This is a genomic window from Bacillus sp. FJAT-27225 (genome assembly GCF_001685025.1).
Taxonomy (GTDB): Bacteria; Bacillota; Bacilli; order Bacillales; family Cytobacillaceae; genus Bacillus_D.
Genome location: NZ_MAYU01000001.1, coordinates 750,792 through 766,291, shown reverse-complemented (window position 1 = coordinate 766,291; position 15,500 = coordinate 750,792). Strand labels below are relative to the sequence as shown.

16 protein-coding genes are annotated in these 15,500 nt (G+C 43.3%); 11 read left to right on the top strand and 5 right to left on the bottom strand.

The genetic code is table 11. The features are described 5' to 3' along the window. Positions 1-152: 152 nt before the first annotated feature. The 5 genes from A8F94_RS03950 (at position 153) to A8F94_RS03930 (ending at position 4,684) form a co-directional block, all read left to right on the top strand. Positions 153-938 (top strand): transporter substrate-binding domain-containing protein, encoded by a 786-nt coding sequence (locus A8F94_RS03950; protein WP_066195890.1) that lies wholly within the window; start codon positions 153-155, stop codon positions 936-938. Between the two features lie 78 nt (positions 939-1,016). Then, positions 1,017-1,676, top strand: a complete 660-nt coding sequence (locus A8F94_RS03945; protein WP_066195888.1) for an amino acid ABC transporter permease — start codon at positions 1,017-1,019, stop codon at positions 1,674-1,676. Further along, positions 1,669-2,391: an amino acid ABC transporter ATP-binding protein gene (locus A8F94_RS03940; protein ID WP_066195885.1), complete on the top strand. Its 723-nt coding sequence runs from the start codon at positions 1,669-1,671 to the stop codon at positions 2,389-2,391. Before A8F94_RS03945 ends, A8F94_RS03940 begins: the two co-directional genes overlap by 8 nt. A 759-nt stretch (positions 2,392-3,150) precedes the next feature. Next, entirely contained in the window at positions 3,151-4,131 is a 981-nt protein-coding gene (locus A8F94_RS03935; RefSeq protein ID WP_066195882.1) for an aromatic acid exporter family protein, read from the top strand. 40 nt (positions 4,132-4,171) lie between these two features. Then, positions 4,172-4,684: a L,D-transpeptidase gene (locus A8F94_RS03930; RefSeq protein WP_066195879.1), complete on the top strand. Its 513-nt coding sequence runs from the start codon at positions 4,172-4,174 to the stop codon at positions 4,682-4,684. 64 nt (positions 4,685-4,748) lie between these two features. Here the strand turns inward: A8F94_RS03930 and prli42 are convergent, their stop codons facing one another. Then, positions 4,749-4,844, bottom strand: a complete 96-nt coding sequence (prli42, locus tag A8F94_RS25615; RefSeq protein WP_175384348.1) for a stressosome-associated protein Prli42 — start codon at positions 4,842-4,844, stop codon at positions 4,749-4,751. Positions 4,845-5,040: 196 nt separating this feature from the next. On the opposite strand from prli42, the gene mce reads away from it, so the two are divergent. The 4 genes from mce (at position 5,041) to A8F94_RS03910 (ending at position 9,682) form a co-directional block, all read left to right on the top strand. Next, positions 5,041-5,454, top strand: coding sequence for a methylmalonyl-CoA epimerase (gene mce, locus A8F94_RS03925; RefSeq protein ID WP_066195876.1), 414 nt, complete (start codon positions 5,041-5,043; stop codon positions 5,452-5,454). Between the two features lies 1 nt (position 5,455). Then, positions 5,456-7,006 carry an acyl-CoA carboxylase subunit beta gene (locus A8F94_RS03920; protein WP_066195873.1) on the top strand — a complete coding sequence of 517 codons (1,551 nt, stop codon included), beginning with the start codon at positions 5,456-5,458 and terminating at the stop codon, positions 7,004-7,006. A 75-nt stretch (positions 7,007-7,081) separates the two neighbouring features. Continuing rightward, on the top strand, positions 7,082-8,203 hold the full coding sequence (locus A8F94_RS03915; RefSeq protein WP_066195871.1) for a M20/M25/M40 family metallo-hydrolase: 1,122 nt from the start codon (positions 7,082-7,084) through the stop codon (positions 8,201-8,203). Positions 8,204-8,404: 201 nt separating this feature from the next. Next, entirely contained in the window at positions 8,405-9,682 is a 1,278-nt protein-coding gene (locus A8F94_RS03910; protein WP_066197245.1) for a DNA polymerase IV, read from the top strand. Between the two features lie 160 nt (positions 9,683-9,842). Here A8F94_RS03910 and zwf read toward each other — a convergent pair whose 3' ends face one another. Beyond that, positions 9,843-11,345 carry a glucose-6-phosphate dehydrogenase gene (gene zwf / locus A8F94_RS03905; protein WP_066195865.1) on the bottom strand — a complete coding sequence of 501 codons (1,503 nt, stop codon included), beginning with the start codon at positions 11,343-11,345 and terminating at the stop codon, positions 9,843-9,845. A 227-nt stretch (positions 11,346-11,572) separates the two neighbouring features. Here zwf and rnz point away from each other — a divergent pair, with 227 nt between their 5' ends. Continuing rightward, complete coding sequence (gene rnz / locus A8F94_RS03900) at positions 11,573-12,496, top strand: ribonuclease Z (protein ID WP_066195862.1); 924 nt, start codon at positions 11,573-11,575, stop codon at positions 12,494-12,496. A 55-nt stretch (positions 12,497-12,551) separates the two neighbouring features. Here rnz and A8F94_RS03895 read toward each other — a convergent pair whose 3' ends face one another. Continuing rightward, positions 12,552-12,824 carry a hypothetical protein gene (locus A8F94_RS03895; RefSeq protein WP_066195857.1) on the bottom strand — a complete coding sequence of 91 codons (273 nt, stop codon included), beginning with the start codon at positions 12,822-12,824 and terminating at the stop codon, positions 12,552-12,554. A 155-nt stretch (positions 12,825-12,979) separates the two neighbouring features. On the opposite strand from A8F94_RS03895, the gene A8F94_RS03890 reads away from it, so the two are divergent. Beyond that, positions 12,980-13,264 carry a hypothetical protein gene (locus A8F94_RS03890; protein WP_066195853.1) on the top strand — a complete coding sequence of 95 codons (285 nt, stop codon included), beginning with the start codon at positions 12,980-12,982 and terminating at the stop codon, positions 13,262-13,264. 109 nt (positions 13,265-13,373) lie between these two features. Here the strand turns inward: A8F94_RS03890 and A8F94_RS03885 are convergent, their stop codons facing one another. Then, positions 13,374-13,841 carry a GNAT family N-acetyltransferase gene (locus tag A8F94_RS03885; RefSeq protein WP_066195850.1) on the bottom strand — a complete coding sequence of 156 codons (468 nt, stop codon included), beginning with the start codon at positions 13,839-13,841 and terminating at the stop codon, positions 13,374-13,376. Between the two features lie 458 nt (positions 13,842-14,299). Beyond that, positions 14,300-15,319, bottom strand: coding sequence for an NADPH dehydrogenase NamA (gene namA / locus A8F94_RS03880; protein ID WP_066195847.1), 1,020 nt, complete (start codon positions 15,317-15,319; stop codon positions 14,300-14,302). Positions 15,320-15,500 lie beyond the last annotated feature (181 nt).

Here is a 15,500-nt window from a genome sequence, read left to right as displayed (position 1 = left end):
AAAAATAGTATTGAATAATTATTGAAACGTGTTAAAATTCATTAATGTGAATAAAAATAAGTCTATTCTTACTTAATTGGAAAGGATTCGAGCTTGGCTGTAATGGGTAATAGTTTATCGATTATTCTGAATAATAAAGGGAGGAAATTATAATGAAAAAAGGTTTGGTTCTGTTTTTGACTATGGCTCTTGTTATGGTCATTTTATCGGCTTGTGGTTCGAGTGAAAATAACAGCAATGGAGGCGGAGCAGAGGAAAATAAGACACTTACGATGGCTACCTCAGCTGATTACCCGCCATTTGAATATATTGATACGAAAAAAAGTGATGAAATCATTGGATTCGATGTTGATTTGGCAAAAGCACTTGGTGAAAAGCTCGGTTATGAAATCGAAGTAAAGGATATGGATTTCAACAGCCTTGTCCAGGCGCTTAAATCAGGACAGGCAGACCTTGTCCTGGCAGGTATGACACCAACTGAAAAGCGGAAAAAGAATGTTGACTTTAGCGATATTTACTATACCGCATCCCATTTAATTGTGACCAAGGATAGCAGCATTACAAAACTTGAAGATCTTGAAGGCAAGACGGTCGGTGTCCAGCTCGGTTCAATCCAGAGCGATAAAGCAAAAGAACTTCAAAAAGAAGTAGATTTCAAAATCGAAGACCGCAATAGAATCCCTGATTTAATTCAAGAAATTAAATCAGGAAGGTTTGATGCAGCGATCATTGAGGATACAGTCGCGAAAGGCTTCATTGAAAACGAAGAAGGTTTCTCCGGATTTACAATTTCTGAAAACCCGGAAGAAGCAGGTTCGGCGATTGCATTTGCAAAGGACAGTGAGCTGACTGATAAGTTCAATGCTGAACTGAAAAAAATGAAGGAAAACGGCGAACTCGATCAATTGATTGTTAAATGGTTTGGCGGGGAAGAATAGAGGGGAAAATTGAAACGTTCAGAAGGCATTGCCTTTCTGGACGTTTTTACAGTTGATTATAGAGAGGAATGGTTTTAAGTGGGACTGGATTTCGCACAAATTGTCCCTTCCTTGCCATATATACTGGAAGGGATTTGGGTAACGTTAGGGATCGTTTTCGTTGCAGGTATTTTGGGATTTATTCTTGGCATTATCCTTTCAATTTTCAAAATTAGTAAGGTTAAACCACTTGCCTGGTTTGCGGATGCTTATACAAGTGTGTTCAGGGGAACGCCACTTGTATTGCAGCTAATGATTATTTATTTCGGTTCTCCGCAACTACTCGGCTATCAAATTGATATGCACGTTGCTGCCATCCTGTCTTTCGGATTGAACTCGGGTGCTTACATTTCCGAAATTATCAGGGCGGGTATTCTTGCGGTTGACAAAGGGCAGAGGGAAGCAGCTATGGCACTTGGTGTTCCTTCCCGCCCAATGATGCTTGATATCATCCTGCCGCAGGCTATGAAAAATATCCTCCCAGCTCTAATGAATGAATTCATTTCGCTGACAAAAGAATCAGCGATTGTCACTACCATTGGAGTCGCGGATATTATGCGGAGGTCTTACCAGGTAGGGGCCGAATATTACGCCTACCTTGAACCGCTTCTTTTTGCCGGCTTAATTTATTATCTGATGGTCATTACTTTGACCTTCCTTGGAAAGGTTGTTGAAAGGAGGATGAGGCGCAGTGATTAAAGTCAGTGAATTGCGTAAAAACTTTGGAAAGCTCGAAGTATTAAAGGGAATCACAACTACAATTGCAGAGGGCGAGGTAGTTGCTATCATTGGCCCATCGGGTTCCGGAAAATCCACGTTCCTTCGCTGCATGAACATGCTTGAAACTCCAACAAGCGGCCGCATCTGGATTGGCGAAAATGAAATTACAGATAAGAAAACAAATATTATGAAAGTTCGTGAGAATGTAGGAATGGTTTTTCAACATTTTCATCTGTTTCCGCATAAAACTGTCCTTCAAAATTTGACGTATGCACCAATGAAAGTGAAAGGTCTTTCAAAAGCAGAGGCAGAAAAAATCGGATATGAGCTATTAGAAAGAGTCGGCTTATCCGATAAGGCTAACGAGTATCCCGGCAGGCTGTCAGGCGGGCAAAAGCAGCGTGTTGCCATTGCCAGGGCGTTGGCGATGCAGCCTAATGTCATGCTGTTTGATGAGCCAACCTCTGCCCTTGACCCCGAGATGGTCAAGGAGGTTCTCGATGTTATGAAATCTCTCGCCTACACCGGGATGACGATGGCGATTGTTACACACGAGATGGGATTTGCACGCGAAGTAGCGGACCGGGTCTTGTTTTTGGATGGTGGTGTTCTTGTCGAAGACGCCGCTCCCGAACAATTTTTCTCTCAGCCAAAAAGCAGCCGGGCTCGGGAGTTTTTGGAGAAAATGTTATAGGTACAGGGGCGGAACTGCGTGATCTACAAAGAGTTTGATTAAGTTTCTTGTCCATAACTTTAAAAGTCTTAGTATAAAGTCTAATTCTTCTTCGATCCACCGCCTGTCCTGTTTGGTTAAGTGTATAGAATTATGTGCTTTTGTCTTAATATGAGGTTGATTAATAGGGTATCATGGAGAAGATGGTCTAAGGATCATCTTTTTCTTGTTGTAGTGCAGGGGCGGAGCTGCGTGTTTTAGTGAGTGTATGGATTGAATTTCTGCCGATAAACTTTAAAAGCTTAAGTATGAAGAGTAATTCTTCTTCGCTCCACCGCCTTACTTTTTAGAATATAGTTTGTAATAGGATTAGGTTTTAAACTTTTAAAAAGGTTGATGGAATTGGGGGCGAAGCTGCGTGAATTGGTTTGATTTTCTTCCCAAACTTAAAAAGTTATAGTATAACCGGCAATAGGGGGCGGTCTGGTTTGCAGATATCCGATTCTCTTATCGAGGTTTGCCCAAAAAATACTTCATGGACGGAACCGAATAGTCAGAGGTGCAGTTCGTCTAAAAAATTCGTTTAATGGACGGGGCTGCGTCTTCGGAGGAGAGATTCGTCTAATAAAATTCGTTTAATGGACGGGGCTGCGTCTTCGGAGGAGAGATTCGTCTAATAAAATTCGTTTAATGGACGGAACTGCATATCCTGCGGAGAAATTCCTGCCAATAATAATATCTTATGCTATAAATGGTTGTAAACACATGGAGTGTGAGTGTATGAGGTACAGGATTGGATACAGAACGATTAAGACCGCAGTCGGTACGGCGGCGGCTATTATTATTGCCCAACTGCTGGGGGTGGCGAATTATTCTTCTGCCGGCATTTTAACGATACTTTGCATCAAACCAACGAAGCGTAAGTCGCTGAGGGCTGCATGGGATCGTTTTATTGCTTGTATGCTTGCCATGCCAATTTCCGCGCTTTTTTTCGAATTCATTGCTTATCACCCTCTTGTCATTGGGTTGATGTTGTTCTTTTTTATACCGACTGTTGTAATGGTTAAGGCGAAGGACGGGATTGTGACATCGTCCGTAATCATATTGCATATTTATGCCGCTGGTGAGGTTTCAACAGGTCTTTTTCTTAATGAGTTTGTCGTTATCATTGTAGGTATAGGAGTAGCTTTATTAATGAACTGGTATATGCCTAGTCTTGAATCAAAACTGTATGAATATAGCGGGAAAATTGAAGAAAATTTCCGGAAGATATTTTTGGAGATGGCAAGATACTTGAGGACGAATGACAGCAATTGGGCAGGACAGGAATTGACTGATACATCTAAACTGCTCAATGAGGCAAAAACGCTTGCCTTTCGAGATGTGGAAAATCATCTGACCAGGGAAGAAGATATTTATTATCACTATTTTACAATGCGGGAAAAGCAATTTGAAATCATTGAACGGATTCTGCCTATTGCTTCGTCCCTTTCTCCAGAGGTAGAACAGGCAGGGATAATGGCAGATTTTATTGAAGAACTATGTGAGAATATCCATCCAGGCAACACAGCCTATATTTATCTTGATAAGATAAAGGTAATGAGGGAGGAGTTTGAGGAAATGGAGCTTCCGAGAACCCGCGAAGAGTTCGAAACGAGAGCAGGTTTATTTCAGATGCTCAATGAACTAGAACACTATTTAATCATAAAAAGTTCGTTCAGAGGCCTGGAAAAACCAAAGAAAAAAGTATCAGCACAGTAAGATTCGCACAAACTAGGGAAAAATCCAGAGGGTGGTATGAATGGCGCATTTCCTGGCTGCACTGCTTACCGTTCTATTTGTTTCCCCAATTTGGCCTCTTGGGCCGAATCCGCTTCCCGGCGATACGTTTATTATCGTCAATAAAAAAACGAATGAGATGGCGTTTATTGATGCAAACAGGGTGCAAACCGTTTTGTCAGTTGCAACTGGCAAAAGTGATGATTTAACACCCGAAGGTCTTTTTACTGTCACGGTTAAGGCCGAAAAGCCGTACTACAGGAAAAAGAACATTCAAGGCGGCCATCCTGACAATCCGCTAGGATCCAGGTGGATTGGCTTTGATGCGAAGGCGACGGATGGCAGGGTTTACGGGCTGCATGGGACCAATGAGCCTGTTTCCATCGGCAAGTATGTCTCTAACGGCTGTATCCGGCTTCAAAACGAAGGGATTGAATCACTCTATCCTTTTATTCCGCTAGGTACAAAAATATTAATTACATCGACTGACCGGCCTTTTACTGAACTGGGAATAGAATACGGAGCGATACAATGAGAAAAAGGGACTGTCTATACGGCAGTCCCTTTTACATATGATTAGGAAATAAAGTGTGTCCTTATTAAAGGAAAGATGCCAATCCCATCAGGAGGGTTGAGGCAAGCATTGCGAATAGCATTAAATATACGATTACCTTCCTGGCTTTACGGTTGTTCATTTATATTCTCCTCCCTGAATGTAATATGGGATATCTCTATTTTAACGGTAAATGGGACATCTAACAACCTTTCAAATTGGGAAGGATTTATGACACTTTTTAGAGAATACAATAATTGTCGAAATATTTGGGAGAAAACTGCTTAATTCGTAGGGGATGTGGATTTTGCAGTTTTTAAATAAAGGGGGGATACAGGATGATTGAAAAAGTGGATCATATTGGAATTGCCGTAAAGTCTCTGAAACAAGCTCTTCCTTTCTATACAGATATCTTAAAGCTTCCTTTGCTCGGAATAGAGGAAGTGGAAAGCCAAAAGGTTATTGTTGCGTTCCTGGATGCCGGCGGGACAAAGCTTGAGCTGCTTGAAGCAACGTCTCCTGAAAGCCCAATTGCCAAGCATATTGAAAAGCGTGGCGAAGGCATTCACCATGTTGCATTTGGAGTGAAGTCGATTCAGGATAGGATTAACAATCTGAAAAGCGAAGGCATCCGAATGCTCAGTGATGAACCGAAGCAGGGAGCACATGGAGCCTTGGTTGCTTTTATGCACCCTAAGGATTCAGGCGGGGTTTTATACGAGTTTTGTGAGAAGAAAGGGATGGAAAAGTAACATGGCGGATATATTTGAGAAAATAAATGAATTATATGATAAACGCCGTGAAATTGAAATGGGCGGCGGGGATGAAAAGATTGCACGGCAGCATGCAAGGGGGAAGCTGACTGCAAGGGAAAGGATTAATCTGTTAGTCGACAAAGATTCTTTTGTTGAATTGAATCCGTTTATTGAGCACAGGATTACATATTTCGGAATGGATCAGCAAAAAGGGCCAGGCGATGGAGTTGTGACAGGCTATGCAAAAATCAACGGCCGTGCAGTTTACGTGTTTTCCCAGGATTTTACCGTTTTCGGGGGAGCGCTGGGGGAGATGCATGCCCATAAGATTGCCACGCTGATGGATTTGGCTGCAAATAACGGGGCTCCTGTTATAGGCTTGAACGACTCGGGCGGGGCAAGAATTCAGGAAGGGGTCGTTTCACTGGATGGATACGGGCAGATTTTTTATCGGAATGCCATTTATTCTGGGGTCATTCCGCAAATTTCTGTCATTATGGGACCATGCGCGGGCGGAGCCGTTTATTCGCCGGCTATTACGGACTTTGTGTTCATGGTTGAAGGAACAAGCCAAATGTTCATTACTGGCCCTAAAGTCATTGAGACAGTAACAGGAGAAAAAATTTCGGCTGAGGATCTCGGCGGTGCAAAGGTCCATAATACCATTTCCGGGAATGCCCATTTTAGAGGGAAAACGGAAGAGGAAGTATTGGAATCTGTTAGAAAGCTATTAAGCTATCTTCCGCAAAATTCGAAGGAAAAGCCGCCTGTTGTTGCTTTTGAAGATGAAGATGATTATAGGCCAGACCTCGTTGACTGTATTCCGTTTGATCCAATCAGGCCATATGATGTCCGTGTCGTTATCGAGCAGGTTGTTGATCAGAATAGTTTTATGGAAATCCATAAAGATTTTGCCAGGAATATTGTTATTGGTCTGGCAAGGATCAAAGGTGAACCAGTCGGGCTTGTTGCCAATCAGCCCAAAGTGATGGCGGGGAGCCTTGATATTGACTCTTCCGATAAAGCTTCTCGGTTTATTCGTTTCTGTGACTCTTTTAATATCCCAATTATTACGTTTGAAGATGTAACAGGTTTCTTCCCGGGAATTAAGCAGGAGCATGGCGGCATTATCCGCCACGGCGCAAAAATCCTTTTTGCCTATTCAGAAGCGACGGTCCCCAAGCTAACCGTAATTTTACGGAAAGCATACGGCGGTGCTTATGTTGCCTTGAATAGTAAATCGATAGGCGCAGATCTGGTATTTTCTTGGCCCAATGCGGAAATCGCTGTCATGGGGCCGCAAGGGGCGGCAAACATTATCTTTGCAAAAGAAATTCAAAATTCGCCCGAGCCTGAAAAGCTTCGCCAGCAGAAAATCGAAGAGTACCGGCAGCAATTTGCCAATCCGTACGTTGCAGCGGCCAGGGGGATGGTCGATGATGTCATTGACCCGAGGGAAACGCGGATTAAGTTAATCCAGGCATTGGAAATGCTCAGGAACAAGCATGAAGACAGGCCCCGGAAAAAGCATGGCAATATCCCGCTCTAATCCCGTCGGTTGAAGCTCGAGTTTCACAAGAGTATACTGAAATGGTGAGTACATAACCAGACGGAGGTTTTACGGATGATTAACAGTGAACGTTTGCTGAATGAGTTTCTTGAACTCATTCAAATCGATTCTGAAACAAAATTTGAAGCAACCATTGCAGAAGTCTTAAAAAAGAAATTCACCGAGCTCGGCCTCGATGTATTTGAAGATGATACGACGGCTGTTACAGGCCATGGAGCCGGCAACCTAATCTGCACACTTCCGGCAACAAAGGATGGTGTTGATCCAATCTACTTTACTAGCCACATGGATACAGTCACACCGGGCCAGGGCGTTAAGCCTTCAATCCAGGATGGCTATGTCGTAACCGATGGTACAACCATACTTGGAGCTGATGACAAAGCGGGCCTGGCAGCGATGTTTGAGCTGATTCGTGTCTTGAAGGAGCAGAATATCCCTCATGGCGAAATCCAGTTCATCATTACAGTTGGGGAAGAATCAGGGCTTATGGGTGCAAAAGCTCTCGATCCTTCAAAAATTACTGCCAAATACGGCTATGCCCTTGATAGCGATGGCCTTGTCGGGAATGTTGTTGTGGCCGCGCCTACACAAGCCCGGATTGAAGCCGTTGTTTATGGGAAGACCGCCCATGCGGGTGTCGCGCCTGAAAAGGGAATTTCTGCAATTACGATTGCAGCGAAAGCAATTGCCAGAATGCCTCTGGGGAGAATTGACAATGAAACAACTGCCAATATTGGAAGGTTCGCTGGTGGGCAGGCTACAAATATCGTCGCCGACCGGGTTGATATTTTGGCAGAAGCAAGATCGCTTGTGGCTGAAAAAATGGAAGCGCAGGCAGCAAAAATGAAAGAAGCGTTTGAATCGGCCGCAGCCGAAATGGGCGGCAGGGCCGAAGTGAATATCACGGTCATGTATCCGGGCTTTAAATTCGGTGCAGGTGACCATGTTGTCGAAGTTGCCAGGAAGGCTGCTGCGAAAATCGGCCGCAGCTGTGAACTGCAGCAAAGCGGCGGTGGCAGTGATGCTAACGTGATTGCCGGCTTTGGCATCCCTACAGTGAACCTTGCAGTTGGTTATGAAGAAATTCATACGACGAATGAACGCATGCCAATCGAAGAATTAAACAAACTTACCGAAATGACGGTTGCGATTGTTGAGGAAGTAGCAAACCAATAAACTGATTCCGGTTACTTAACGAATACAATCCAAAGCCCTGACACCCTACTTAGTGTTAGGGTTTTTTAGGAAGAAAAGGCTAAAATAGCTCATGCTCAATGCGTTGTCCCGTCCACTTTCTCTGACCATTACAGGCTTTGGGTAAGCTAGAATCATCCCCAGTTAGTGTGATAAACTAGAGGGGGAAATGAGGTGATGGCTGTGAGGGAGATGTACCCGAAAAAGGGACGGGTTATTTTGCATGTGGACATGAATAGCTTCTATGCATCAGTGGAGATGGCGCATGATCCGTCACTGAAGGGCCGTCCGCTTGCGATCGCTGGAAACCCTGAAGAAAGGCGCGGGATTATTGTCACGTGCAGCTATGAGGCAAGAAAAATGGGAGTCAAGACGACGATGCCTCTTTGGGAAGCAAAAAAAATATGCCCGCACTTGATTGTGATGCGCCCAAACTTCGACCGCTATAGGGCGGCATCAACAGCCATGTTTGACATTCTCTCACAATTCACCGAACTGGTTGAACCAGTTTCAATAGATGAAGGCTATTTGGATATTACAGGCAGCCACGAACTCGGCAGCCCGATTGAAATTGCCCAAACGATCCAGAAAAGGATTATGGCGCAGCTCGACCTGCCTTGCAGCATTGGCATTGCTCCGAATAAATTCCTTGCTAAAACTGCTTCGGATATGAAAAAGCCACTTGGCATCACAGTTCTCAGGAAACGGGATATTCCTGCCATTCTATGGCCAAGGCCTGTTGGGGATATGCATGGTGTCGGTTCAAAAACAGCAGAAAAGCTGAACGGGATTGGCATCCATACAATCGGGGAATTGGCCGGCGGAAATGACATTCAATTGAAGATGCTGTTGGGTATCAATGGAATTCGCTTGAAAGAAAGAGCAAATGGAGTGGATCCGCGCTTGGTTGACCCAGATGCGGTTTCGGATTTTAAAAGCATTGGCAACTCCACGACGCTTCCGAGAGACATGACAAATCAGCATGAATTGTTCCAGGTTTTTGACGGGCTTGCCGACAAGGTGGCAACCCGTTTAAAACGAAAAAAAGTCGTTGCCAATTCCCTGGCAATTACGATTCGATACAAAGACCGAAAAACAATCAATCGGGGCAGGAAGCTAAGGAATCCTGTCAGCACGAAGGAAGATATTCTCGGGCTTGCCAAACAGCTTTTTATAAGCAATTGGAACGGAAACCCTGTCAGGTTGCTTGGGATAACCGGTTCCGACCTGGAAGCAGTCGAAGAAGCAGTAACCCAGCTTGACTTGTTTTCATACGAAAAGGTTGCAAAAAAGGAGCCGCTGTTCAAGACTCTTACTGAACTTAAAGAAAAGTATGGCAAACATATCATTACCAATGCAGGATCAAAAGCCGAACTTGATGCGAATAAAGGAACCCAGACCAGCTTCAATAAGGATTTTCTGCGCGAATTTAAGCCCGGACAAGGAGAGAATAAAAAATAAAAGATGCCGCCCTAAATATAGACAGGGCGGCATCTTTCTTTTTTCGTATCGAGAGGATTTTGATTTTAAAATTAATATGCTACGCATTCAAGAAGCAAGATACCGCGCCGGCGAGGACCAGTTCCAATGGTGCTGCAACCACATCAACTATCCCCGGTTCTTAACATTTCTCAACTTTCAAATCCCGGACCCGCCACCAGGAGAATCCGTCCTTTTCAAGCAGCTCCTCGGCAGCTTTTGGCCCCCTTGAGCCAGCTTCATAATTCGGGAAGCTTTCATCACGAGTCTTTTCCCAAGCCTCCGAAATTTTATCAACAAAAGCCCAGGAGAGTGCAACTTCATCCCAGTGTGTAAAGTTTGTGGCATCTCCCCGCAGGCAATCATATAGAAGCAGCTCGTATGCTTCCGGAGTGTTGATTTCGTTTACCCCGTTATTTGAAAAACTTAATTTTACTTCTGTTGCATCCATGCCCTGGCCTGCTTTTTTGGCATTTAGGTGAAGGGTAATGCCTTCCTCAGGCTGAATGTGGATGACAAGCAAATTCGGACTTAGGGGCTTATTCGGCTGATAATACAGATTCATCGGAATGTCTTTAAATTGGACAACAATCTTTGTCGATTTGGCGCCAAGCCTTTTTCCGGTGCGGATGTAAAATGGGACTCCCGCCCAGCGGAAGTTATCGATCATCACTTTGCCGGCAACATACGTTTCGGTATTGGATTGTTTGTCCACCATCGGTTCATCACGATAGGCCGGAACTTCCACATCGTTGATTATACCAGCGCCGTACTGGCCGCGGACGAAGTAATCATGTACTTCTTCGCCCTCAATTGTCCGTAGTGACCGAAAAACACGAATCTTTTCTGAACGAATTTCGTCTGTTGTAAGCTTAATTGGCGGCTCCATTGCCAGCAGCGCAACCATTTGCAGCATATGGTTCTGGACCATATCCCTTAACGCGCCGCTTGTTTCATAATAACGCCCGCGCTCCTCAACACCGAGAGTTTCACTCGATGTAATTTGGATGTTGGAAATATAGCGGTTGTTCCAGAGTGGTTCAAACATTGCGTTTGCGAACCTGATGACTTCGATGTTTTGGACCATCTGCTTGCCTAAATAATGGTCAATTCTGTAGATTTCATCCTCATCGAAAGCAGTCCGGATTTGTTCGTTAAGTTCTATTGCCGATTTTAAATCATGGCCGAATGGCTTTTCGATCACGAGCCGCTTAAAACCCGCTGTATCTGTCAGGCCGTCTGATTTAAGATGAAGAGCAATTGGTCCGAAGAACTCAGGTGCCATCGCCAAATAAAAAATTCTATTTCCCATAAGTCCATACTTTTGGTCAAGATCTTCTCCGATTTGCCTCAAAACTGCATAGGAACCTGAATCAGTTACATCATGGGAATGGTATGTAAAATGGGACGCAAATTCGTCAAGTTGGCCGTCTGCCTCCAATGCTTCGCGGACAGAATTCTTTACATTTTCCTGGAATTGTCCTTCCGTCAACGGTCTTCTCGCTACGCCAATTACTGCGAACCTCTCAGAGAGCCGCCCTTTTTTGAAAAGCCTGTAAAGAGAAGGGAAGAGCTTCCGTTTTGCAAGGTCTCCAGTTGCCCCGAATATTATAATCAATGATGCTTGTTCTTTTGTTTGTACCAAGGATAAGGACTCCTTTTCGTGAAAAATTTCCATGTTGGCAGCTAAGTCTTTTCAAATATCTAAGTTTATCCCTTTATGTTAGATTTCGCAAATATAACGCAATCCATGTAACAATCTAAAAAAGCTGTATTCTCTTGAAGCATGCTAGGGCGATAGCCCGTGATTATGGTATAGTAGAGTAAATTTTAAATTATTTTGTGGACGGTTTTTAAAGAGAGGTTGTTAGTATGGATTTGTTGTTTCTTGGAACAGGCGCAGGCCTTCCTGCAAAGTTAAGAAATGTTACCTCAATGGCCCTTAAGCTTTTGGAGGAACGCGGTACAGTTTGGCTGTTTGATTGTGGGGAAGCGACACAGCACCAAATTCTTCATACGTCCCTTAAACCAAGGCGAATCGAAAAAATTTTTATTACCCATTTACATGGTGACCATATATATGGACTCCCAGGTTTGTTGTCAAGCCGCTCTTTTCAGGGTGGTGAATCCGAGGTTGAGGTAATTGGGCCAAAGGGAATAGATGCGTTTATTCGCACCAGTCTGTCTATTAGCGGTACATACCTGAAATATCGTCTGAAAATTACAGAGCTGGAAGAGGGAATTGTTTTTGATGATGGCCAGTTTAGGGTTGAAGCGCGTCTTTTGGACCACGGCATTGCTTCATATGGCTATCGGATTATTGAAGCGGACCGTCCGGGTACATTACTTGCTGATAAACTTTCGGCTGCTGGAATTCCTCCTGGCCCTATTTATAAAAAAATTAAAGCTGGGGAGCGAACCTTATTAGCCGATGGAACGGTTTTGGATCCCAATGAATTTGTCGGACCGTCTCAGAAAGGAAGGGTTGTAACAATTCTCGGTGATACCCGCCGCTGTGAAAATGCAGTAAAACTGGCTGAACATGCAGATTTGCTTATCCATGAGGCAACCTATGCAGCTGGGGAAGAATCAATGGCTCGCGAGTATTTCCATTCCACAACCGCACAAGCCGCAGAAGTGGCATTACGTGCCAATGCAAAGAAGCTTTGCATTACGCATATCAGCTCACGCTATGACCGGTTGGCGTCCCAGGAGCTCCTAAACGAGACGCAACGTTATTTTGCAAATACAGAGATTGCAGAGGATTTTAAAGAAATCCATATCCCGCTGCCATAGAATCAATGCCCGGCATCCATTCGGAAAAGCCGGGTTCTTTTTTGGGGCAATAAAGCTATTTCCCTCGATAGGCTTTCCACGAAGTTTTTAAGGACGAATAACTGCCAATCGCGGCATATCCATAGAACCATCCCATAAAAACAGCTGACCAAAAACTATGGGTATGGGTAACTAGAATGGATAATGCCAGACCGGTTACAAGTGCAATTGTCGGGACAAAAGACTTTGGTATCCTGAAATAAAGCTTCACAATTTGTGTGAATATCATAACTGCCGGAACCGCTATGACGGCATCCCAAACGTTTGTGTATACGATAGGGAATTCCACGGTATGAGCGCTCCCTTCAATGGTGCTTGAATGTATTTATTTTTATCAAAATGCTCGTGTTTAGTCTTTTTTTCTTATTGCCAATTTTTTCGGAATAATTATTTTTAAGTAGGGTAGTAGTACTTTAAGAATACTTTTCTCCAGGGGGAATGAGCATGGAAGCACTTATCATCATTGGTGTATATTGTATGATTATGGGGTCGATTGTCCTCATCGGAAGCGGATTGATCTGTTATTTCTTTCCTGCAATACATATTTTGTTTATTTTAGCTGGCAGCGCACTATTTGGCATCGTTGGGGGTTATTTGTTTAATGTCAACATTCTTTTCGCAGTTGTTTTTAACGTAATCCTTTCCGCAGTAGCTGCTGGACTAGGCCGGTTCGGGCGTTATCTTAAAAATAAAACCGATGTTGAACCTGAAAGCATCCTTCATTCGTAACGAAAAAAGGCGCCGTCCGGGTAGTAACGGGTTCGGTTTTGAAGTACAAAACTTTAATTAGCAATAAAAAAGAGGTGCAATTCGCACCTCTTTTATTTACCATTTAGCATTAGAATGCAATGTCTTTGTAAACAAATTCTCGATATTTCACAAATTCATTCTTCTTATAAAAGTTCTTTGCTATTTCGTTATTGAACCAATAGTCTAATTCAATCCTATTAATGCCGTTTTCTTTTGCAATATCCGTAATTTCGTTCATCAATTCAGAACCGTATCCTTTTTTTCTTTGGCTCTCTGCGATACTTATTTGATGCACATATACCGATTTATATGATTTTTTAAAGGCATTATCGGGATAATTTCTTAACTCAATCCAAGCATAACCTAAAGATTGGTCATCGTCCTCCAACAGAAGGAAATAGAACTCCTCTTTATCAATAATCTTTTGAAAGAAAGACTTAATTTCCTCAAAATTATATTCTTTGAAATACTCAGGGTATAAATTTGCGTGTAAATCGTGAACATATTTATTCAATTTAGCCACTAATTCAAAATCGTTTGTTCGACTGATATTCATATTCGTTCCCCTTTGTAAGAAAATTCCTATTCTCATACTATCATAAAAGTGTATTTCCTAAATAAAAAACAACCTTTTTCAGGTCGTTTTGACATAAGTTGCTTTAAGCTTGATATTCGAAATATAATTAGTAATCAAATTGGCACTTATTTTGGCATACGTTTCAGGCGTATGACATTAGCTGTTGTCATCCTGTTAAAAAGCGTGCTAATTTCAGTGCTAATTGTCACGTCAAAATGTAAAAAAGCTTATTATATCAACAATAATAAGAGGTCCAAATCATATGCGATTTGGACCGAAATTGATGCTCTAAATGAGTTTTTGTACTCCTAATCCGAACCCGTTACCGGAAAGGAAGGCGCCTTTAATTCTGGTCAGAGTAAATTTGTTCTCGTGTTAAATAGTTTAGCTTTCTACAAACTTATCCTTGGACCTTGCCGCTGTTTTTAGACTATTTACTATTTCCAGCCCCGCTCATATTGCTTCGGCATTCCGATTTCAACACCGAGTTCCTTTGCCGCGGTTCTTGGCCAGTATGGATCGCGGAGCAATTCCCGTGCTATGAAAATTAGGTCGGCACGTTCATTCTGAAGAATTTCTTCAGCCTGTTTTCCGGTTGTAATCAAGCCGACTGCTCCTGTGGCAATTTCAGCCCCATTTCGGATCGTTTCCGAGAAACGAACCTGATAGCCGGGGTACACATTAATATGAGCCGGAGCGACACCGCCGGAGCTTGTGTCAATCAAGTCAACTCCCTGTTCCTTCATCCATTTCGCCATCGGGAGATAATCTTCAGGAGTCATTCCTTCTTCCCGGTAATCATGCGCGGATATTCTGACAAACAGAGGGCCATCCCAAACCGTATTGACTGCCTCGATGACCTCACGCAGGAAACGGTATCGGTTTTCAACTGTTCCGCTATATTCATCTTCGCGTTTATTGGTAAGGGGAGAAAGGAATTCATTAATCAAGTAGCCGTGGGCAGCGTGCAGCTCGATTACGTCAAATCCTGCCTGCTTGGCCCGCTCTGCTCCTTTTTTAAAGGCCTCAATTGTTTCCTTGATATCTTCCTTTGTCATTTCTTTCGGTGTTTTATGTTTTTCATTGAATGGAAGCGCTGATGGCGCGTATATGTCTCCTTCAAGGACTGCCTTTCTGCCTGCGTGGGCAAGCTGGATTCCCATTGCCGCCCCATGAGCTTTCGCAAGGGAAGTCAGCTCTTTAAGACCTTCTACATGGTCATCGCTCCAGATTCCCAGGTCATTTGGTGAAATCCTTCCCTGCGGCTGAACTGCTGTTGCCTCAATTACAATTAAGCCGACTTGACCGACAGCTCTGCTTGTATAGTGGGTCCGGTGCCAGTCTGTTACGATACCATCCTCTTTTTCACATGAATACATGCACATTGGTGCCATCACGATTCTGTTTTTCAATGTTACTCCTTTTACTGTAAACGGAGTGAAAAGTTTCGCTGTCAATAGAATGTAGCCTCCCTTACATCTTTTTACTAATTTAGTATAACAAAGCTAATCTATTATAGAAAAATTGATGCTTGATAATATATTCAGCCAATTGAGAGGCGAAAATAATGACAAGGTTTTCCTGAATCGGTAAACTAATCGTATAATATAGGAAAATAATGTTGTGAGGGACTTTTTA